Origin of the sequence: Paraburkholderia phenazinium, assembly GCF_900141745.1 — a bacterium.
GTDB classification, from domain to species: Bacteria; Pseudomonadota; Gammaproteobacteria; order Burkholderiales; family Burkholderiaceae; genus Paraburkholderia; species Paraburkholderia phenazinium_B.
In genome coordinates, this window is record NZ_FSRM01000001.1 from 2,523,052 (window position 1) to 2,543,448 (window position 20,397).

General features: G+C 62.9%; 14 protein-coding genes. 9 read left to right on the forward strand and 5 right to left on the reverse strand.

Annotation, left to right across the window (positions count from 1 at the left end; all coding sequences use genetic code 11):
* Positions 1-178 precede the first annotated feature (178 nt).
* From BUS06_RS11480 to tssJ, 5 genes are read left to right on the forward strand one after another with little or no spacing between them, the layout of a single operon-like run.
* Positions 179-1,336: a hypothetical protein gene (locus tag BUS06_RS11480; protein WP_074264377.1), complete on the forward strand. Its 1,158-nt coding sequence runs from the start codon at positions 179-181 to the stop codon at positions 1,334-1,336.
* Complete coding sequence (locus tag BUS06_RS11485; protein ID WP_074264378.1) at positions 1,333-4,917, forward strand: ImcF-related family protein; 3,585 nt, start codon at positions 1,333-1,335, stop codon at positions 4,915-4,917. The genes BUS06_RS11480 and BUS06_RS11485 overlap by 4 nt, the downstream gene beginning before the upstream one ends.
* Before the next feature lie 40 nt (positions 4,918-4,957).
* Positions 4,958-6,778: a type VI secretion system baseplate subunit TssF gene (gene tssF, locus BUS06_RS11490; RefSeq protein WP_074264379.1), complete on the forward strand. Its 1,821-nt coding sequence runs from the start codon at positions 4,958-4,960 to the stop codon at positions 6,776-6,778.
* A 35-nt stretch (positions 6,779-6,813) separates the two neighbouring features.
* Positions 6,814-7,884, forward strand: a complete 1,071-nt coding sequence (gene tssG / locus BUS06_RS11495; RefSeq protein ID WP_074266037.1) for a type VI secretion system baseplate subunit TssG — start codon at positions 6,814-6,816, stop codon at positions 7,882-7,884.
* Between the two features lie 44 nt (positions 7,885-7,928).
* Positions 7,929-8,552 carry a type VI secretion system lipoprotein TssJ gene (gene tssJ / locus BUS06_RS11500; RefSeq protein WP_254368822.1) on the forward strand — a complete coding sequence of 208 codons (624 nt, stop codon included), beginning with the start codon at positions 7,929-7,931 and terminating at the stop codon, positions 8,550-8,552.
* Positions 8,553-8,609: 57 nt separating this feature from the next.
* Here the strand turns inward: tssJ and BUS06_RS11505 are convergent, their stop codons facing one another.
* Positions 8,610-10,013, reverse strand: a complete 1,404-nt coding sequence (locus BUS06_RS11505; RefSeq protein WP_074264381.1) for a methyl-accepting chemotaxis protein — start codon at positions 10,011-10,013, stop codon at positions 8,610-8,612.
* Positions 10,014-10,403: 390 nt separating this feature from the next.
* Here BUS06_RS11505 and BUS06_RS11510 point away from each other — a divergent pair, with 390 nt between their 5' ends.
* Entirely contained in the window at positions 10,404-11,174 is a 771-nt protein-coding gene (locus BUS06_RS11510) for a class I SAM-dependent methyltransferase (RefSeq protein WP_074264382.1), read from the forward strand.
* Positions 11,175-11,280: 106 nt separating this feature from the next.
* Here BUS06_RS11510 and BUS06_RS11515 read toward each other — a convergent pair whose 3' ends face one another.
* Complete coding sequence (locus tag BUS06_RS11515) at positions 11,281-12,258, reverse strand: alpha/beta fold hydrolase (RefSeq protein ID WP_074264383.1); 978 nt, start codon at positions 12,256-12,258, stop codon at positions 11,281-11,283.
* 259 nt (positions 12,259-12,517) lie between these two features.
* Between BUS06_RS11515 and BUS06_RS11520 the strand changes: the two genes are divergently transcribed.
* Complete coding sequence (locus BUS06_RS11520; RefSeq protein ID WP_074264384.1) at positions 12,518-13,165, forward strand: TetR family transcriptional regulator; 648 nt, start codon at positions 12,518-12,520, stop codon at positions 13,163-13,165.
* 169 nt (positions 13,166-13,334) lie between these two features.
* On the opposite strand, the gene BUS06_RS11525 is transcribed toward BUS06_RS11520, so the two are convergent.
* The 3 genes from BUS06_RS11525 to BUS06_RS11535 all read right to left on the reverse strand — a co-directional run bounded on the left by BUS06_RS11525 (position 13,335) and on the right by BUS06_RS11535 (position 16,269).
* Entirely contained in the window at positions 13,335-14,501 is a 1,167-nt protein-coding gene (locus BUS06_RS11525; protein WP_074264385.1) for a tetratricopeptide repeat protein, read from the reverse strand.
* A gap of 116 nt (positions 14,502-14,617) precedes the next feature.
* Positions 14,618-15,298: a PspA/IM30 family protein gene (locus BUS06_RS11530; protein WP_074264386.1), complete on the reverse strand. Its 681-nt coding sequence runs from the start codon at positions 15,296-15,298 to the stop codon at positions 14,618-14,620.
* Between the two features lie 368 nt (positions 15,299-15,666).
* Complete coding sequence (locus BUS06_RS11535) at positions 15,667-16,269, reverse strand: plasmid mobilization protein (RefSeq protein WP_074264387.1); 603 nt, start codon at positions 16,267-16,269, stop codon at positions 15,667-15,669.
* Positions 16,270-16,705: 436 nt separating this feature from the next.
* On the opposite strand from BUS06_RS11535, the gene BUS06_RS11540 reads away from it, so the two are divergent.
* The gene (locus BUS06_RS11540; RefSeq protein WP_074264388.1) at positions 16,706-19,189 is read left to right on the forward strand and encodes a penicillin-binding protein 1A; all 2,484 of its coding nucleotides are present in this window, start codon (positions 16,706-16,708) and stop codon (positions 19,187-19,189) included.
* A gap of 327 nt (positions 19,190-19,516) precedes the next feature.
* Positions 19,517-20,395, forward strand: coding sequence for a lipid A biosynthesis lauroyl acyltransferase (locus BUS06_RS11545; RefSeq protein WP_074264389.1), 879 nt, complete (start codon positions 19,517-19,519; stop codon positions 20,393-20,395).
* Positions 20,396-20,397 lie beyond the last annotated feature (2 nt).

Here is a 20,397-nt window from a genome sequence, read left to right on the forward strand (position 1 = left end):
AATGTGACGTAGACAGGGATTGTCTCCTTTCCTCAATGGGAAAGCGGTTAGATGAATTGTCAACTCTTTCTCAATAACACGGCAATGCTCATTGGTTTGAACTGCTGGAGCTCAACTCGGCAGTCCAGTCAGGGGCTCAACTAAAAGTGCACGTAGACTTCTTGGTCAATATTTCCTGATGTCCTGGCCTATTCCAGTTTTCATAAAGATCGAATACCCGAAGCCGATCTCCTGGCGCCTGTGGCTGCCGACGCTCGCCGCTGTCGCCGCGGGAGCAGCAGGCGCTGTTTTGCTGATATGGCCGCACGGTAAGTCCACACAGACGTTCCAGTTCTGGGCCACGCTGATTGGCGCGCCGCTGGTTGCCTGCGCGTTGGCGTTTGGCATAAGGTTGAACGACTGGGAAGACGAGCAAACTGATGCTGAGGAATGCGAAAGAGAGCAGCAACGCCTTCGAGGTATGTGGCGTGAATGGACCCGCCGCCATTTGTGCGTCCTCGATGCAGCAGCCTTTCCTGCGTCCACAGATGAAATTGCCAGATTCGCCGGCGCGAAAGCCGACCTTCCAGGCAACAGCGATCGGAGCATAACCTTTGACTGGGTGAAAGGCCGTGCGACAGCGTTCCGACGCGCACGCCTGTTGCATCTCATCGTGCGGCGTTTTGCCGACACGCTCGCGCTCCATAAAGAGGTCATCGTCACGTTGATGCTGGATGACGCGTCGCTTGGACATGACGTCGCCTGGACTAAGGAGGTGATGCGCATTTTCGGGCATCTGGTTCCAGGAACGACATGTCACGTCGAAGTGCAATCAGCAAAGGGCAGCGTGCAGTGGATTACCCGGCAGGTAGACACGGTCGATCCAGCCACGCGACTTGTGATCGCTGCACAACTGTGGGCGGACGAGGAACAGGAGCACGAGTTCAGCGAAGGAGCCGCGGCCTTTCTGATCACGCCGAGCGCGGCGCAGGCAGGTTCCATATGCCGTCCCATGGCGAGCACACGCGACACGCTGGAGACCGGACTTTCCCAGATCAAGGCGTACCAGGTGCCTCCTGAACGTCTGGCACTTGCGTGGTTCACCCGCTGCGAAGAGGCCGAGTCAACGGCTATCCGTTCGGCAGTGACAGAGGATCCGAAGGATTCGACCGTCGAACGCCTGCTTGACAAATCCTTGGGATTGCCCGGACCGGCCAGTGGCTGGATTGCACTCGCGATTGCAATGGAAGCGATGCGCGGTGCTGGACCACAGCTTGTCGTCTGGCGTGACCCCGCGTCCGAACCCCTTTATCTGTGCACTATCTCGCCCCTGCCTCAAAAGGAAACAACGGTTTGAAGAGCGAAAAAAGACATATCCTGGGCCGGATTCTGATCACTGCCGCGCTCATTGCAGCGGCAGCATCGGTACTTTTCTTTACCGTGGATACGAAGGATCTGGCTGCATGGTTCATCCGGTATCGAACCCCGCTTGTCCCTATTGCATTCCTTGTCCTCGCTGGAATCGGCTTTCTTCTTCAGCGACGCAAGCAGAAGCGGGACACGATCCAGCAGGCGTCTAAAGACCAGAACGCCGAACCGGACCAGAAGACTGATCTCGCAGCTAACGCCGTAAAGAATCGGGCAGAGCAGGTCGCGACCTGGGCGGAAAACCTGAAGCTGCACCTCAAGCAGAAGCGGTGGTTTCGCTGGGCCCACGTTCAACCGTGGGTACTGGTTGCTGGAGATGCCGCGACTGTCACGGCGCTGATGCCGGAACTGGCCACGAAGGGCGCATTGATTACGGACGACGCCGTGCTGCTCTGGGGTGGCCTGGGCGCCGATGATCGTCCGGATGAATTGTGGCTGCGCCAGATTCACTGGCTCCGATGGAGCCGTCCGCTCGATGCAATCGCGCTCGTGCTGGACAACGGAACGATGTTGCTTAACCACTCGCAGGAGAAGAATCGTTGGGGTCTTAACCTTGCGCGCATCAGGGAGCTCCTGCGCTGGTCCGCACCGGTGTACGTGCTTGACGTCGCAGACACCGACCCCATCCACCGGATCGACACACCCGTGACCGGCTGCGAACTCACTCATCCGCTCAACGCATCAGCCATCGAAGCCACTCTGCTCGAACTACGCGACAGACTCGCCGACCGAAGCGTGCATCAACTCGCCCGTAACAGCAGCGACGCCTACGCATCGGAACTATCCGCCCGGCTCGACACCCGAAGCGCGCCACTCGCGCGCTGGATCGCTGGCCTCTCCGACTGGCAGCGCCGCCCGTTGCCAATAGCGGGCGCCTTCTTTGCGCCGTTGCCCGATCCCACCGCGTCGACCTCCGGTTCGGACAGCGCCCGCCTGCCTCTGTGGCGTCATCTTGCCGATGCGTCACAACGCACGCCGGGCCACCGCACGTTTTCGCATCCCTTCAACGTGACGTCACTGGTTGCGCTTGCCTTCATCGGCCTATGGAGCGCCGGCATGCTCCTCTCGGCCACGAACAACGCGCACGAGGTCATGCTCACCAAAGACTCCCTGCAAACCCTCAACCGCGCGGGCGATACCCCCGCGCATCTACGCGCGCTGCTCGCGCTCCAGCAGCGCATCGCCCTGCACGAGGCGCGCGTGCAGGAACATACGCCGCTGCTCACCCGTTTCGGGCTGAACCACGACCGCGCCATCCTCGATGCACTGTGGACGCCGTATGCGCGTGCCGCCCGGCCGCTGCTCGTCGCCCCCGTCCAGCAGGATCTTGAGGGCCAACTCGTCGATCTCGGCCAGATGCCCACCGCGCAGGTCGACGACCAGGGCAGCCAGATGGCTCAGGACGGTCAGCAGGCACTCAAGACCTATCTCATGATGGTCGACCCACAGCGTGCCGATCCGGCCTTCATGACGCCGCAACTCGAGCATCACTGGAACCTCGACACGGGCCTGCGGCCCGGCGAGAAGCTCGACCTGTCCGCACAGTTGCTGGGCTTCTGGGCCCAGCATTTTCCGTCGCACCCCGACTGGCGTATCCAGCCGCGCGAGGATCTCGTCGGCAATGCACGCCAGACGCTGCTCGCGGTCATCGGCGTCAGGAACTCCGAGGACACGATCTACCAGAATATTCTCGATTCGGTGGGCCACAAGTATCCCGATCAGACACTGGCGTCGCTGACCGCGGGCACGGATACGCGCGGCCTGTTCTCGATGGCGTCCACGGTGCCCGGTGTCTTCACCCGCCAGGCCTGGGAGGGTTCCATCGAAGCCGCGATCGACGAGGCCGCGAAACATAACGGCGTGGCGGCCGACTGGGTTCTCGGTGCCGGTAGCGCGCAATTGGGTACATCTGCGGATGCACCGACGCCGGAAGCGCTGCGCGCAACCCTGCGCGCCCATTACTTCGCCGATTACGCCGGGCACTGGCAGGACTTCATGAACGGTATCCGCTGCGAAGCCGCGCCCACGTTGCCGGCGGCCGTGGGGCAGCTCAGGCTGATCGCAGATGCACGGCAGTCGCCGCTCATCGCACTGATGAAGGCACTCGCCTGGCAAGGCGGTGCGGGCGCGCAGCAGGCGACGCTTTCCGACGCGCTCGTCACCCGCGCACAGAATCTGTTCAGTAAAAAGGACGATGCCCCGCAGCCGGCCCAGGCCGACCCGGCCGGACCGCTCGGCGCGGCCTTTGGGCCAGTGCTCAAGCTGGCTGCGCAGGGCAGTGGCAACGTTGCGCCTGCCGGCAGCGATCTGAGCATGGAGCGGCTTACCGAACGCGTGACGACGCTGCGACTGAAGCTCCAGCAAATCAGCGACAGTGTCGATTCCGATGACCAGGCACGCCAGGTCGCGCAGTCGCTCTTTCAGGGCAAGGGCTCCGACCTGTCCGATACGCTCGCCTACGCGCAGCTCGTCGCCGCCAGTCTCGGCGAGCAGTGGGCGGGCATGGGCGAGGCCCTGTTCGTGCAACCCATCGAACAGGCGACGCAGACGGTATTGACACCTGCCGAGGCGAGCCTGAACGACGCCTGGCGCCAGGCGATCGTTGCTGCCTGGAACCGCTCGTTTGCGGGGCGCTATCCATTTGCCAGCACGGCGAACGATGCTTCGCTGCCCGAGCTTGCCCGCTTCGTACGTCCCCAGGGAGGACTGATCAATACGTTCCTCTCGACGCAACTGGCCGGCGCGCTTCAACTGCAGGGCGATCAGTGGGTGCCGGCATCGGGCGGATCGCGAACAGGCGGCGCGGCGCGTGCGTTCGATCCGGCCTTCCTGAAAGCCATCAATACGCTGCAGCAGATCGCCGGTCATCTGCTCGCGCAAGGTGAGCCGCAGTACGTGTTCGGACTGAAACCCGTGCCGACGCCTGGCGTGACGGACACGCTGCTGACGCTCGACGGACAGACGCTGCACTACTATAACCAGCAGGAGACGTGGCGCACGATGACATGGCCGTCGAACGATCCGCAAGCCGCCGGCACGCGGCTCGACTGGCAGATGGATACGGTGGGCACGAATAAAAGCTTCGAGTTCAGCGGACGCTGGGCACTGGTGCGCATGCTGGAGCGGGTGAAGGTCGAACCGGTGGACAGCGCGACCTATCAGCTGACATGGCAGGCCAGTCCGGAAAGCGCAGATCCGAAGCCTGCCGCCTCAAAGACTGACGACGTAGAGGAGGAGGGGACGCCGCTGATGATGCAGGGGCCGCTCGCGCCCGCACCTTCGAACATGACGCATCCGCTGCGCTACCTGATCCGTACCGACGTGGGCAAAGGGCCGCTGGAACTGCTCGCACTCCGGGGCTTCGTGTTGCCATCGCGCATCTTCGTCGATCGCACGGGCCCCGTTGCAAAGCTGTCTCAGCCCAATGGGCCGCCACCGTTGCCCAAAGCAGCGCGTGACGCTGCCAGGAACGCAGAGGTACCGATTCCGCAGGGCCGTGTGCCGTCATGACACATTGGCCCGTACAGCAACTTGAACAAATAAGCCGGACATGACTGAACCAACCCGAGATAACGAGATCCTGCGCTACTACGAGGCGGAAATGCGCTATCTGCGCGAAGCCGGCAAGGAACTCGCGCAAGCATTCCCCGATCGCGCGCGGGAGTTAGGCCTTGAGCGCGTCGGCGTGCGCGACCCGCACGTCGAGCGACTCCTCGAAGGCTTTGCCTTTCTGATGGGGCGCCTGCGCCACAAGCTCGACGACGAGCTGCCGGAACTGACCGAGGGCCTCGTCAGCATGCTGTGGCCGCACTACCTGCGCATGATTCCTTCGCTCGCCATTCTCGAACTCATCCCGGAGGTCGGCGCGCTGCAGAAACACGAAACGCTCGAAGCGGGACTGGAAGCCACGTCCGATCCGGTCGATACGGAGTCCAATACGAGTGATGCCGCCATCGAGTGCGTGTACCGCACCACGCAGGCGGTCGACCTGTATCCGCTCGCCCTCAGCGAAGCCGGCGTTTATGCACGTGAGGATGGACGCTCCGTCATCCGTTTGCGTTTCGCCATCCAGACCCAGGCCGAGCGCGAGCGGCTGCGGGTGCCGCGCCTGCGCCTGTATCTGAATGCGGACCGGCCGGTGGCGCTTGCCCTTTACGCTGCGCTTACGGCAAAACCGGTGGCGATGCAGGTCCGTGTGCCGGGCTGGCCCGAGGACCGGCCCGGTGCGCCGATGCAGATGGCGGGACTACGCGTTGCACCCGCAGGCTTCGCGGCCGACGAACGGCTCTGGCCAAAGGCCGAAAATTCGTTTGGTGGCTACCAGTTGCTGCTCGAATATTTTACTTTCCCCGAGAAGTTCATGTTTGTCGATCTGCTTGGGCTCGACATCCAGACGATTCCCGCGTCGGCGACGTCACTCGATGTCGAGATCGTCCTCGATCGCCCGTATCCGGATGACATGCGCTTCAATGCGGACAACGTGCGCCTGTACTGCACGCCTGTCATCAATCTGTTCCCGGTGAGCGCCGATCCGGTCACGGTCACGCAGCACGAAACCGAGTACCGGGTACGTGCGCGCGCCGAACATGGCTCACTCGTCGATATCTATTCGGTCGACGCCGTGCAGTATTTCGAGCGCGGCCGGCGCTACGAATATGTGCCTTTCGCGGCGTTTCGCCATCGCGGCGGCATGCTGCGTCACGACATGCCGGAACGGTACTACCACACCCGCATGCGGCGCGGGCCGTCCGGCCGGTTCGACACGTGGATCGTGCTCGGCGGCCACGCGTGGGATCAGGCGAAGACACCCGCCGCGTTGCCCACCGAGACGCTGTCCCTTTCGGTGACCGGGACCAACGGCATGCTGCCGCGCAGGGCCCTGCGCGAAGCGGGCATCACGCGCATGCGCGGCGGCTTTACCAGCATCGGCGCGGTGCGCAACCTCACGGCGCCGACCCTGCCGGTCTATCCGCCCACCGGCGACCGGTTCCAGTGGCGCGTGCTGTCCCACCTCGCCCCGAACTATCTGTCGCTGCTCGACGCGGAGATCCTGCGCGGCTCGCTTGCGCTCTACGACTGGACCGATGGCGAACTCAACAGCCGGCGCATCAACGCCATTACCGATGTGCGGCACCGGCCGCTCAGCAAACTCGTCAAGGGTGGCCTGATGCGCGGGGTGGAAATCACGGTGACGCTCGATGCAGGTCGCTTTGCAGGCAACGGGGATCTCGAACTCTTCGGTAGCATGCTCAACCGGTTCCTCGGGCTGTACGCAACACTGAACCTTTACACCAGGCTCGTGATAGTGACCCAGCCCACCGGGCAGCGCATCGAATGGCCTGAAACGAAGGGCGAAGGGGCACCATTTTGAACGCACGCACGATGCCTGCGGCCGCGGCACGGCCGATGCTGCCGGCGATTCTCGACGACGCGCCGCGGATGAACTTCATCCGCTTCTGCGAGCTGCTTGAGCTGGCCGCGCCCGATGCGCCCCCGCTCGGGACAACGGACTCGCCGGCCGCCGATCCCATCCGGTTCCGTTCGCGCGCGCAACTGGGCTTTCCCGGGCGTGAAATCGATGCGGTCCGGTACGACACCGACAATCCGGGCGCGCCACCCTCGGTCGTGACGACGTTCCTCGGACTCTATGGCGTCGATGCGCGCATGCCCGCGTATTTCGTCGATGAGGTGGCGCAGAACCGTGATGGGGCAGAGCGGTTGTCGGCATTTCTCGACCTGTTCCATCACCGCGTCATCACGCAGTACTACCGCGTCGCGCGCAAATACCGGTATCCCGTCGGCTTCAGGCGTGACGGTACGGATCCGGTGTCGCGCTATCTGCTCAGTTTCGCTGGCTTCGGATTCCGTACATCCGCGCGCATTGCCACTTTGGTTCCGCGGCTCCCTGCGGCCGGGGAACAGCCGGCGTCCTCCACCGCGAGTCAGCAGCTTCCTGAGGTGGCCGACAAACGCCGGCTGCTATCGATGCTAGGGCTTGCCATGCAGAAAACGCGCACTGCAGAAGGGCTGGCAGGCGTGCTGAGCCATGCCGTGCCAGACGCGTCGATTGCGGTTGAGGAGTTCCACCCGGTGTGGCGGCAAATTGACGACGTCGAGCCCGCCGCGCTTGGCGAGCAATGTCTGCTCGGCCGCGGCTTCTATGACCGGGCGAATACGGTGCGGGTCGTCATCACGCCGGCGTCGCGTGAGGCAGTGCTGGCGCTCGTGCCGGGACAGCCCGCCCACCGTGAGGTTATGGCACTGCTGCGGTTCTATCTGGGCTACGAAAGCGAAGCGGATCTGCAGATGCATGTGCGGGCCGACCTCATGCCGAAACCCATGCTCGAGCCGCGTCAAGCGAACCTGGGTTTTACGGCGCAACTGGAAGCGCCGGCCTGGTCATCGGCAGGCGGTCCGGCGCGTATTACGCGTGTGCAGCTCGGCCGCTGGAACGGCGCCGGGGAGAGAACCGCATGAAGGACAACAACAGGAACAGGGGCATCTTCTTAATGGACGCAAACATGAAACGCGCGGCACATCGCGCAAGTCTGGCAATCGCGTTATTGTCGGCTTTGGCGACGGCTGGCTGCGGTGTGGCCCAGGCAGTCGGCGATGGAACCGTCGACGCCGCCAAATGGGCTTTCACGACCCAGGTCAAGACGATGAACGTGGACCTCAAAGGCCGTACCTCGCTCAATGCCGACGTCCGTGGGCAGTCGCTCTCGACGGTGGTGAGGTTCTACCAGCTTAAGGATTCGAAGACCTTCGGAGAGCTGAATTATGTGCAACTTCAGTCTGACGATCTGAACCTGCTCAAGGCGGATCTGCTCGCGACGAAGGACGTCGTGTTACGTCCGGACGCGAGCGCCAGTATTGTCGAACCGATGAACGAGGCGGCGCAATTCGTGGGGGTGGTAGCGTTCTTCCGCGAGCCGGGGCAGGACGCGGTGTGGAAGCTTGCGATTCCGAAGAAGCAGTGGAAGAAAACCGATCCGGTGAAGATCGAGGTGCGCGGCAACGAGCTGGTGCTGGACGGTGCGGATTCCCAACCCGTCAAACATAAAGCTCCCCAACAGGCCGCGCCAGCAGGTCCTGCGTCGGCCGCAGCATCGGAGCCGCAATCTGGCGCCCATAAGCAGGGCTAGAAACGTTATCCGGGATTGCACCTTTTCTGCACCGGAGGGTGCGATCCGCAAAAACCATCAAACCCTGTACCCCATCCGAACCCCACCCCAATGCCGCCCATTAACGTAGATGGGCGCCGATGCATCCTTCATCAGCACAAACTCCCCACCCCCCATGTCGCGCCGGTAAGTCTGCAACAAAAACGCCTTGGTATGAGTCGCAGCCGCAAGCCCTGTCCGATCATCGAACACCCTGCGATTCCGGCAATTCGCCGCATTCCAGACCAGATCATCGCGCTGCGGCTGAGAAAACTTCTGGTTATGCGTCGGGAGATAACCACGCGCATCCACTGCCGCACAAAACGCCACCCGTGGATCCAACCCGAGCAAAGGCTCTTGCACACCAGGCAACACCCGATCGGTGAACGCAGTAAACCGTGTCGTGAACTGCGGTGGATTCGTCCCCGGAATCGACACATACGTCCGGTCAAACAGGTCATCGAGCTTTAGCTCCCCACTCGCCACCGCGCGCTCGAACATCTTTCCGATCTTCGTCGCGGTCTGCTGCACCGCCTCGATAAACCGCGTATCCGTTGTCTCGACCCCTGTGGCGGCCGTCAACTCGATCAGCGTCTCCGAAACTCCCAGCAAGTTGCCCAACCGGTTCTTCGCCTGCACGAAGTTTTCGCTCGAGTCCTCCACGCCGCTTGCCATCTCCACGACCTGTGCCTCCAGTCCCGTGCACCGGCTCTCGATTTCTCCCGTCAACGTCGCAATCTGCGTGGCCTCCGCGTTGAGCTGCGTAATCGCCTCGCCCGTCGAATGCACCACCTCGCCAATCTTGCGGGTGCCCTCCCGCACCCGATATGCGCGCGCTGTGTTCACCGACCCCTCCGTCGTCAACTGCTCGGTCTGTTGGGTCAGTTGCGCGAGCGTGCTTTCAATCTGTCCCGTCGCCGAGGCCGTCTTGGCCGACAGGTTTTTCACCTCCGCGGCGACCACCGCGAAACTCTTGCCCGACTCGCCGGCTCGTGCTGCCTCGATTGCGGCATTGAGCGCCAGCAGATGCGTCTGTCGCGCGATCAGCGAAATTTCCTCGGAGACCTTGCTCACATGTGCAATCGCAGCCCGCAGCGAGCCAATGTGGCTCTCGATCACCGTCACGCCTTCGACGAGACCGTGGATGTCCGCCAGGGATGCCTCCAACGTCTGCTGCGATTCCTGCACACCGCTTGCGACCTCGGTCGTGACGTCACGCATCTCGCGCGCGGCCGTTGCGATCCGGCGGTTGCCCGCCATCGTCTGCGCCGCAGCGTCTCGCAGCGACTGGCACACCTGCGCCTGATGCTGCACCCGCGCCGCGACTTCTTCGACGTGGCCCGAGACGTCGCAGATCTCAATGCCGAGTTTGCCCGCCTGTGCGGCAATGTCGCCCACAATCGACGGCACCCGGCTCGACCGGCGAAAACTAAAGCGCGTCATGAGTGTCTCCTTGATGGCGCGGGTCGGTGTGGCCATCCAGCACGGATGCCGCGTCTTCTCCCGATAATGACGGCCCGGTGGTCCGCAACTTGATACGGGGTATCCCGGGGTCGCTATGATGTGGGTCTCGTCGCAGACTGGGCGGCTCCGCTGACTGTGCCTTGAACCTTGCCACCAATCGATTGCCTGATCCAATATGCCTGATGCCTTCGCGTGTTTTGCCGGCTGGCAGCAGCTCTATCAGTTGTGGGAGCTGATCGTGCTGGCCTGCAAGTTTCTCTGGGATGTGCTTCGCTTCCTCGGCGGCGGAGGCTGAGCGCTCTTGCCCGCCGCGCGAGCGCGAACTGAGGTAATTTAGAACTCCTTTCCCACCGGCACAGGTTTTCTCCCATGACCGATTCCACGCAGCGCTTTACCGATCGTGTCGCTGACTACGTCAAGTACCGGCCCAGTTATCCGCGGGACGTGGTGAGCTTCCTGCATGAGACCTGCGGTGTCGCGCCGGACGCGCAGGTTGCCGATATCGGCGCGGGCACGGGAATCTCGGCGCGGCTCTTTCTCGACGCCGGTCATCCGGTGATTGCGGTCGAACCGAATCTGGCCATGCGCGAGGCCGCGAACGCGTGGCTCGCACCTTACGAGAACTTTCGCAGCGTCGCCGGCACCGCGGAGGCGACCACGCTGGAGGACGCCAGTGTCGATCTGGTGATCGCCGCGCAGGCCTTCCACTGGTTCGATCCCGTCGCGACTCGGCGCGAGTTCGCACGCATTCTCAGGCCGCAGGGCCACGTGGCGCTGTTCTGGAACAGCCGGCTGCTCGATGGGTCGCCGTTCCTCGCGGGCTATGAGGCGCTGCTCAGGGCGTACGGCGTCGATTACACGGAAGTCGCCGAGCGTTACCCCGACGACGCGGCAATGGCCGCGTGGTTTGGCGATGCGTTTTCGCACAAGGAGAGCTTCCCGAACCTGCAGCGGCTCGATTTTGACGGGCTCAAGGGCCGCCTGATGTCGTCGTCCTATGCGCCCAAAGCGGGCCATCCGAATCACGAGCCGCTACTGGTCGCATTGCGCGATCTGTTCGATCGCACTGCGCACAACGGCATGGTCGAGTTCGGCTATACGACGCGTGTTTATGCGGGATATGCCGCGGCGAATGCGTGACGGCCTGTGTCCAGGCGCGTGGCGGTGAAGCGTGCGCCGTGTTTCCACACGCACGCCTTTACCTGCCGGCAGGCGGCGCGCATGGACCATTTCAAGCGAACCTCGGTCACGCCGTGACCGGCCTGGTACGCACGGCTTGCTTTGCGAGGAACGCTCGCAAATCGTCCAGCACGCGCGCCGGGTCTTCTTCCATTGGGATATGGCCGAGTCCCGCGTACATCACCGCCTGTGCGCCGGGAATGCGCTGCGCAAATTCGGCAGCATGAGCGGGCGGGATCCAGCGGTCTTTCGCACCCCACAAGACTAGCGACGGGACGTCGAGCGTTGTCAGCACGCTGGTGTCGAGGTCGGCGAAATCGAGCGTCGGCACCATCTTGCCGATCGCCGCGCGTGTGTCTTCTCCGTGAAAGAACTCGATATAGCGTCGCAGCACGGGCGCCGCCAGCTTGCGCGGATCGCCGTAGACATTGCGCACCGCGCTTTTGATAATCTGCTCGGGCAGCCACCACGGGGCGCTCATGCGGACCAGTGCGCTGTTGAAGAGGCCAATGTAGATCGGCAGCTTCATCGGAAAGCCTGCTGCATCGATCAGCACGAGCCGCTCGACCGCATCGCGATGCCGCACCGCGTAATCCCACGAGATCAGACCGCCGAGCGAGTTGCCGATCAGCGTCACGCGGCGGGTATCGAGACCGAGCGCCTGCATGAACGTATCGATGAAGCGCCGGTAAGTCGGCAGGTTCATCGTCTCGATCTCGCCGGACGGGGAGCGCAGCGGTCCTGTCACGCCAAATGGCGGCAGGTCGAGACGGATCACCCGATAGCTACGCGACAATTCGTCCGCGACGCCATCCCAGGTGTGCAGCGAAGAGGCGAAGCCGTGAATCATCACCAGCAATTCGCCGCTGCCTTCGTCGACATAATGAACGTCGGCGCCCATGATCCTGACGAACTTCGAGCCGCGCTGAGTGTAGCGCTGCCGCAGTTGGTCGCGCGGCACGCTGCTGATGCCGAGGCGTGCGGCAAGCGAGCGGGGTGCCAATGGCGTGCTCTGGGTGTGAGAAGCGGTGTCGAGGCTCGCCATGCGTATCTCCCTGATTATTTGAGTTCGAAAGCGCCGATGCAGCTCTTTGTCTGATTCTTCGTTTGATACCGACGGGAGGTGAAAATAGAAGTGCCTGTCTACACTTGTCTACATCATCTCAAGCCGCAGAGTAGACAACTGTGCACTTCACGTCAAGATCGTTTACAGTGCGGACATAGACCTCCATACCGGCGCTTTGGCACGCTCCCCGCGTGTCTTGAGCGTTTGGCGAGTTAAGCGAGTTTTCCTTCAGTCGTCCATGGAACCCACCCCCAATCCCGATCTCGATCTCGCCCCCGGCAAGCGCCGGCTAATTGAAGCGGCCCTGCGCCTGACGGCCGGCGGCCGCAGCTTTGCGTCGCTCGGTTTGCGTGAAGTGGCGCGCGAGGCCGGTTTGAATCCGAACACGTTCTACCGGCATTTCGATACGCTCGACGATCTGGCGCGTGAAGCGGTGGAGTGGGTGAGCCGGCGTCTGCGGCCGATGCTGCGACGCGAGCGCTGGCTTGCTGCGCACGACGAGCCGCATAGCGTGCCGCGTCGAGCCTGCGCGGCGTTTTTTGCGTTCGCACTCGATAACCGCGAAGCGTTTTTGAGCGCGCTGGCGGAGTATCACGGCACCTCGCCGGCGTTACGCGATGCGGTGCGCGCGAACCTGCACGAGGTGTCGGCTGAAATGGCCGACGATGTCGTGCAACTCAAGCTGATGCCAGCCCTCTCGCGGACCACGATCGACGAAATCTGCACGCAGATCGTGCTGCAACTGTTCCATCTGTCGCATGAGTACATTGCAACAGCGGCTCATCGCGAGGCGCTGATCGATTACTCGGAACGCTTCATTGTCCGGTTGTTCGCCGGTGCGACCGTGCTCGAGCAACATCAGCAACCGCTGTCCACTGGCGCGTGAACGTCACAAGCCGCGTTCTGCGCATGTGATTGCATCGTCGCGCGCATCACACCCAGGCGGCGCATAAAAAGACAGGCTCCATGGAGCCTGTCTTTCGTGGATGTTGCGCGTAATCGCAGCAGCGAACCGGGAACCTGCACTGCGCTTGCGCGCGTGTCTGGATCAGGTATCAGGTGTCGTTCCAGCCGCCGGAGTCGTCGTTGCCCATATCCACGCCGCCACCGCCGCTGCCGTCGTCCCAGTTGTTCGACCCCTGGCCGAAATCGAGACCGCCGTCGTTGTTGCCGTTATTGCCGTCGTCGCGGCGGCGCCGGCTTTCGTCGTCCTCGACGATCACTTCGCGCTCACGACCCGAGTTGAGCGCCTCGCCGAGCAGCACGCCGGTCAGCAGACCGCCCATGCCGCCACCAAAGCCGCCACCTTGCTGCACGATAACCTGAGGCGGTTGCTGCTGCGGATAAGGATAGGGCGCTTGCGGCGGATTACCGAAACGATCGGCTTCACGCGCATACGCGGACTCGCCCGAACCTGCAGGCGCAGCCGCGTATGGATCGGGGCGGCCTTCTGCACGCGCCTTCAGGCTGGCAACGCGCTGTTCCAGTTCGTCGAGCTGATACGGCGGCAACGGATTCTTGCCGTTGGAGAGTCCTTCGACAACACCGCGCAACTGGTCTTCCGTGCCTTCCACTTCGCGCGCGAGCGCTTCATGTCCCGGCAACGTAGAGAGCTTCACATCGAGCTTCAGCGAGCGCACTGCGTTAAGCAGCTCGGTAGCGCGCTTGAGCTGGACGCGGCGATCGTCGTCGGCGCGCGAATCGTCCTGCGTGCGGGCGCGGCGCAATGTCCAGCGCAACACCAGCGCAATCGCACCGATCAGGACAATGATGCCGATCCATAGGCCCATGCCTGGACCATGCCGTTCAGGTACTTGCGGCGCCATGGCCGACTGCTGTACCGCCGTGTTCTGTTGTGCAAACGGATTGGTGGTGTGGCCCGTTGCAGCACCGGTACGTTCCGCGTCGCGGCGGATGCGCGCTTCGGTCTGCGCGAAGCGCGTAGGGTCAGTGAAGCGGATTTGCGGATCGAGCGTCTTGGCCTGCTGGATCTGCGCGAGGGCATCGCCCGTGCGGCCTTCGCGATCGAGTACCTGGGCGTACAGATAGTGCGCGCGTGCGTTGTCCGGATGAGCCTGCAGCACTTCGGTCAGCCCTGCATCGGCCTGTTGCCAGTTGCCCTGTGACATCGCGGATTCGATCTGCTGCGCTGTCGGCACGGCGAAGGCCGCCGTGGAGATCAGCAACAGCGACGCGAATGCGGCTGCGAGAAATTTTTTCATGTGTCGGACCGGATGGCTTTACACCCGTCTCCATGTCGATCGATTCTCCGGTGTGACACGCAGCGCCGCACGATTGCCGGCGCTGCGTCACATCCGGTGTACTGCTTGACGACGTGTTACTGGGCCGGCGTGTTCAACTGCTTCTTCAGCGCTTCGAGGCGGTCTTCGACCGACGGCCCGCGATTGAGTTCGGCGAGCTTGTCGTCGAGCGCCTTGCCGCTCTTCACGTCAGCGGAATTCAGGCGAGCGTCGGAACGTGCATTCGACAGCGCGACCTTGTCTTCGAGCTTCTGGAAGTCTTCTGACAGGTTGCGTCCGCCGATGCCGCCCAGCGCGGTTGCAGCGACATCTTTGGCCTGAGCGATTTCCTGCTTGGCCTGCAGAATGCTCGAGCGTGAAGCGAGGTCGTTGCGCCGGCCACGCATATCTTCGATCTGGCTCTTCAACTGATCGACCGACGGCTCGAGCGTCGAGAGTTCTCGCGCCAGCGCATCGCGTTCCGTTTCGGCGGTCGCCTGTGCGCCGAGCGCTTCGCGGGCGAGTGCTTCGTCACCCGATTGCAGCGCGCGCTTGGCGCCGTCTTCGTACTTCTTCGCCTTGTCGGCGGCAACGTCGCGCTTGCTTTGCTGGGTGGCCACCTGGGCCTGAATCTCGATCAGCGAGTTCTCAGCCTTGGCGATGCTCTCGTCGAGCTCACGCACGATCTGGCGCGAGTCGCGCGACGGATCCTGCACGGAATCGGCAGCGTCGTTCAGGAGACCTTTGAGCGTGCGCGAGATGCTGTCAAATAGCGACATGTATACCTCCGTAAAATGAAATCGGCGCTGAGTAGCTGGCGCGTTCGACCACTTGTGACCACTAGTTTACGCTGCCCGTCGCGGTATTGCGCGGGCAACCGCTGCGGAAGTCGGGGCACGCGTGCGAAATGCAATAGCCGCCCCGCAAATTGTTCAACCGCTGTGTTGCGCCAGTGGGGCAAAGGGCCTCGTGCAAGCCATGCAGCCTCAGCAGCTGGCAAAGATTACACCATAGGATGTCTTAAAACCGCCTTAAAAAGTCGGTTCCACACAGTTTCAGACGTCGATTCCGCGCAAAGGCCCGCGGAATATTTCAACGTTGTGTGAAGACGAAGCGAAATGCGTCCAACGGCGTGGCGCCGTGCCGTTCACGCGAAGCGGCCGTCTTCCGGAGTGGGGTCGTTGCGCGGATCGTCGTCGTCGGGCGCGGTGTCGATCCGAACGCGCACGCGCGTGCGCGGCGCGCGGGGCGTAGCGACAGGCGGCAGGTCTGTCTGCCCGCTCTGCCCGCCGGGGTCGGCAGGGTGTGCAATTGCAGCGGCTTCTGCCGCGGTGACGCGCGCCACCGCCTGGGCGTCGGCCAACGCCTGTTCTTCTTCCGGCGTGCGCACCAGCGCCGCGAGTACGTCCGCCGGCAGCAGGGGCTCGCTTGCGGCTTCTGGTTCCGCGCCGGCAGGCACAGCAGCGTCTTTTTCGTCTTTCTTCAGCACGGCGGGCAGGGCAGCGCGAGCGTTGCGGGTGCCGCGCGCGACCCGTTCCAGCGCGGCATTCAGGGCGTCCGGTTCGCGCGGCGCACGCAGTCTGTCGACGATGCTTGCGGCCTTGACCTGTTCGCTGGTGGCGCCGAAGCTCAGCACGGCACGCCGCATCAGTTCGCTAACGCTGATGCCGAGTTTTTCTGCGCTGGCGGCAATGGCGCGTTTCTGGGCCGGTGTGACGAATACGACGATGCGTTCGCTGGGCTTGTTCATAGTCTGCTCGCGTACTTGTTGTGGCGTGGAACGCCTGATTTGGCGCGCGGCCGCGCTTTCCCCGCGCGACGAGTCCATCATAAGGCGAGTTGCCCCGATGCGTAACGTGCGCCGCATGAAAATCCCGTGACATCAAAGGGTTGAAACGTTTCAAGTGGCCTTGTCCACAGGGCTATGAACAATTTCTGTTGATAACCGCGCTTCCCCGCGCAGCCATACGCCAGCGCGCTTCGGAGAAGAATCCCGAAGGGAATTCTTACAAAAAAATCACCTTGGACCGCGCTTGATTTCTTTAAAATGCGCTGTTACGTTGCGCGGGGCCCCTTAGGGTCGGTCCTATCCGGGCGCGCCGTGCGGCCAGCCGGGGGCGTAAGGCCGTGCGGCGGCAATTGCCGCCCGCATAAAGGCGTGCAGTCAAGCGCCATCTATTCGAGTCATGCCAATCATCAAACGACCGCAATCCTCAAATTCTCCGGGTGGTGACGACCGGGATCCCTACCACCGCAACCCAGGACGCAATGACGCTTCGCGCGACGAGCCGCGGCGCCGTTCGCTCGTCGGGCGCATCCTGCTGACGTTCGTGGGCCTCGTTGCGACCCTGCTGGTCGTCGGTGCGTTGATCATCGGCTACGCGCTTGTCGTCATGGGGCCGCAGTTGCCGTCCCTGGAGGCACTCACCGACTACCGTCCGAAGGTGCCCCTGCGCGTCTACACCGCAGACCACGTGCTGATCGGCGAATTCGGCGAAGAGCGGCGCAACCTCGTGCGCTTCCAGGATATTCCGGATCAGATGAAAAAAGCGGTGCTCGCGATCGAAGACTATCGCTTCTACGAGCACGGCGGCGTCGACTTCGTCGGCATTCTGCGGGCCGGCTCCGCCGATCTGCTGCACGGCGGCGCGTCGCAGGGCGCAAGTACGATCACGATGCAGGTGGCACGCAACTTCTTCCTGTCGAGCGAGAAGACTTACACCCGTAAAGTGTATGAAATGCTGCTCGCATACAAGATCGAGCGTGCGCTGACGAAGGATCAGATTCTCGAGCTGTACATGAACCAGATTTATCTGGGCGAGCGCGCGTACGGTTTCTCTGCGGCGGCGCGGGTGTATTTCGGCAAGGATCTGAAGGACCTGTCGCTCGCGGAGTGCGCAATGCTGGCTGGCTTGCCGAAGGCGCCGTCGGCGTATAACCCGGTGGTCAATCCGAAACGCGCGAAGATCCGTCAGGAATACATTCTCAAGCGGATGCTGGATCTGAAGTACATCACGCAGGAACAGTACGACGCGGCCGTGAAGGAAGAGATTCGCACCAAGAATCCCGGCAATGAGTACAGCGTGCATGCCGAGTATGTCGCGGAAATGGTCCGCCAGATGATGTACGCGCAGTACAGGGACGAAACGTATACGCGCGGTCTGAACGTGATTACCACGATCGATTCTGCGGATCAGGACGCCGCTTACCACGCAGTGCGTAAGGGCGTAATGGACTATGAGCGCCGTCACGGCTATCGCGGTCCGGAAGGTAATGTCGACCTGCCGCCGCCGGGCGACGACCGTGATCAGGCCATCGACGACGCGCTGACCGATCACCCGGATAACGGCGAGATCGTCGCGGCCGTGGTGACGGCAGCGAATCCGAAGGAAGTGCAGGCGCAGTTCCTCGACGGCACCGAGGCGACCATCAACGGCGACGGCCTGAAGTTCGTGGCCGCCGCGTTGGGCCCGCGCGCCACAGCGGCGCAACGCATCAAGCCGGGCTCGATCATCCGTGTCGTGGCGGACGATAAGGGCAACTGGCAGATCACGCAATTGCCGCAGGTGGAGGGCGCGCTGGTGTCGCTCACGCCGCAGGACGGGGCGATTCGCGCGCTGATCGGCGGCTTCGATTTCAACAAGAACAAGTTCAATCACATCACCCAGGCATGGCGCCAGCCGGGCTCGAGCTTCAAGCCGTTTATCTATTCGGCCTCGCTCGACAAGGGCCTCGGACCGGCGACGATCATCAACGACGCGCCGCTCTATTTCCCGCCTAGCAGCCCGGGCGGCGATCCGTGGGAGCCGAAGGACGACGACCAGCCGGACGGTCCGATGCCGATGCGCATCGCGCTGGAGAAATCGAAGAACCTGGTGTCGATCCGCATCCTCTCGTTCATCGGCACGAAGTACGCGCAGGATTTCGTGACACAGCGTTTCGGCTTCGATGCCGACAAGACGCCGCCGTATCTGCCGATGGCGCTCGGTGCGGGCCTCGTCACGCCGCTGCAATCGGCCGGTGCGTATTCGGTGTTCGCGAACGGTGGCTACCGGATCAATCCGTATCTGATCAACGAGGTGACGGACCCGCGTGGCGTAACGATTTCCAAGGCACAGCCGCTCACGGCGGGCCGCGACGCACCGCGCACGATCGACCCGCGCAACGCGTACATCATGAACAGTCTGCTGCACTCGGTGGCGACCGCCGGTACCGGCGCGGGCACCAACGTGCTGAAGCGTTCGGACCTGCAGGGCAAGACCGGTACGACGAACGACGCCAAGGACGGCTGGTTCGCCGGTTACCAGCAATCGCTCGTTGCGGTGGCCTGGATGGGCTACGACCAGCCGAAGAGCCTCGGCAGCCGCGAATTCGGCGCGCAACTCGCGTTGCCGATCTGGGTCGACTACATGGGGCACGCGCTGCGCGGTGTGCCGCAGGCCGAGCCGGCCATGCCCGACACCGTCACCAGCGTCGACGGCGAACTGTTCTATACGGACATGACGCCGGGCAACGGTTTTGTCGCCAGCATCGGCCTCGACTCGGCCAATCCGCTGGCCGGCGCAAGCGACGCCGTCGGGGGCGTCGGTCCGGCGGGGATGACGCCGCCGGATGTGTCGTCGAGCGAAAAGCAGCAGATCATGAACCTGTTCGAATCGAACAAGCCCTGATGGGGCGGGCGAATCCGGGCGCGAGCCGCCCGGATTCGCGAGTCTCACGCACGCGCCAATTTCCCCTTCATCTTCCCCCACCGGGCCGCGCTAATACGTCGTAATGTAATTTCTACCGTGCGATGCCCTGGTCCGGTCAAATCCGGTTTAGTATTCGCGTACCCAATTTGTAAACTCTCGACTCGCGGAAACGCGTGATCTCCCGTTTTTTTACCAAAGCGCAGCGCGGTACCCGGTTTTGACGCGCGCGCATGCCACTTCGCCCCCTCCGCTCAGGCGTGCCAGGACGAAGTGTTTGCTTCACCGCTCTCAACCGGGATCCCTCTCGTGAAAAGCCGAATACTCATCTTTCTGATGACAGGACTGCTGCGCGTGTTCGCACTCCTGCCATATGGCGTGGTTGCCCGCGTGGGCAACGGACTTGGCGCGCTGCTCTATCGCATTCCGAGCACGCGCCGCCGCGTCGTGCATACCAATCTGAAACTCTGTTTTCCGGACATGAGCGACGAGGAGCGTGAGCGCCTTGCTCGCGCGCACTTTTGCCATGTGATTCGCAGTTACGTCGAGCGGGGGCCGCAGTGGTTCGGCAACGCGGCGGCGATTTCACGGCTGGTCGAAGTGGAAAGCGCGATCGACCTGGCGGAAGCGCACTCGCGGCCGACGATTTTCCTCGGTTTTCACTTCGTGGGGATCGAGGCCGGCTGCATGATGTACTCGACACGTCATCCGGTTGCTTCGCTGTACACGCCGATGTCGAACGTGCTGTTCGATGCGATGGCCAAGCGCCAGCGCGGCCGTTTCGGCACCGAGATGATTCCGCGCAGCGATAGCGTGCGCCGCGCGCTGCGCGTGCTGCGCGAAGGCAAGCCGGTGATGCTGGCAGCCGACATGGATTTCGGCCTGCGCGACTCGGTGTTCGTGCCGTTCTTCGGGGTGCCGGCGTGTACGTTGACGTCGGTGTCGCGCCTCGCCAAGGCGGGCAATGCGCGGGTCGTGCCGTTCGTCACCGAGGTATTGCCGGACTACCGTGGCTACAAGCTGACAATCTTCGAAGAACTAAGCGATTTTCCGTCAGCCGATGCGACCGTCGATGCACGTCGTATCACCGAGTTCCTCGAAACCCAGGTGCGGCGGATTCCGGCCCAATATTACTGGGTACACAAGCGTTTCAAGCACCGGCCCGTGGGAGAGCCGGCGGTGTATTGACG

Coding starts and splice junctions, on each gene's coding strand:
- BUS06_RS11520 (WP_074264384.1), top strand. CDS start 12,518: ATGGAACCCACCCCCAATCCCGATCTCGATCTCGCCCCCGGCAAGCGC.
- BUS06_RS11525 (WP_074264385.1), bottom strand. CDS start 14,501: ATGAAAAAATTTCTCGCAGCCGCATTCGCGTCGCTGTTGCTGATCTCC.
- BUS06_RS11515 (WP_074264383.1), bottom strand. CDS start 12,258: ATGGCGAGCCTCGACACCGCTTCTCACACCCAGAGCACGCCATTGGCA.
- tssJ (WP_254368822.1), top strand. CDS start 7,929: ATGAAACGCGCGGCACATCGCGCAAGTCTGGCAATCGCGTTATTGTCG.
- tssF (WP_074264379.1), top strand. CDS start 4,958: ATGACTGAACCAACCCGAGATAACGAGATCCTGCGCTACTACGAGGCG.
- tssG (WP_074266037.1), top strand. CDS start 6,814: ATGCTGCCGGCGATTCTCGACGACGCGCCGCGGATGAACTTCATCCGC.
- BUS06_RS11540 (WP_074264388.1), top strand. CDS start 16,706: ATGCCAATCATCAAACGACCGCAATCCTCAAATTCTCCGGGTGGTGAC.
- BUS06_RS11530 (WP_074264386.1), bottom strand. CDS start 15,298: ATGTCGCTATTTGACAGCATCTCGCGCACGCTCAAAGGTCTCCTGAAC.
- BUS06_RS11535 (WP_074264387.1), bottom strand. CDS start 16,269: ATGAACAAGCCCAGCGAACGCATCGTCGTATTCGTCACACCGGCCCAG.
- BUS06_RS11505 (WP_074264381.1), bottom strand. CDS start 10,013: ATGACGCGCTTTAGTTTTCGCCGGTCGAGCCGGGTGCCGTCGATTGTG.
- BUS06_RS11510 (WP_074264382.1), top strand. CDS start 10,404: ATGACCGATTCCACGCAGCGCTTTACCGATCGTGTCGCTGACTACGTC.
- BUS06_RS11480 (WP_074264377.1), top strand. CDS start 179: ATGTCCTGGCCTATTCCAGTTTTCATAAAGATCGAATACCCGAAGCCG.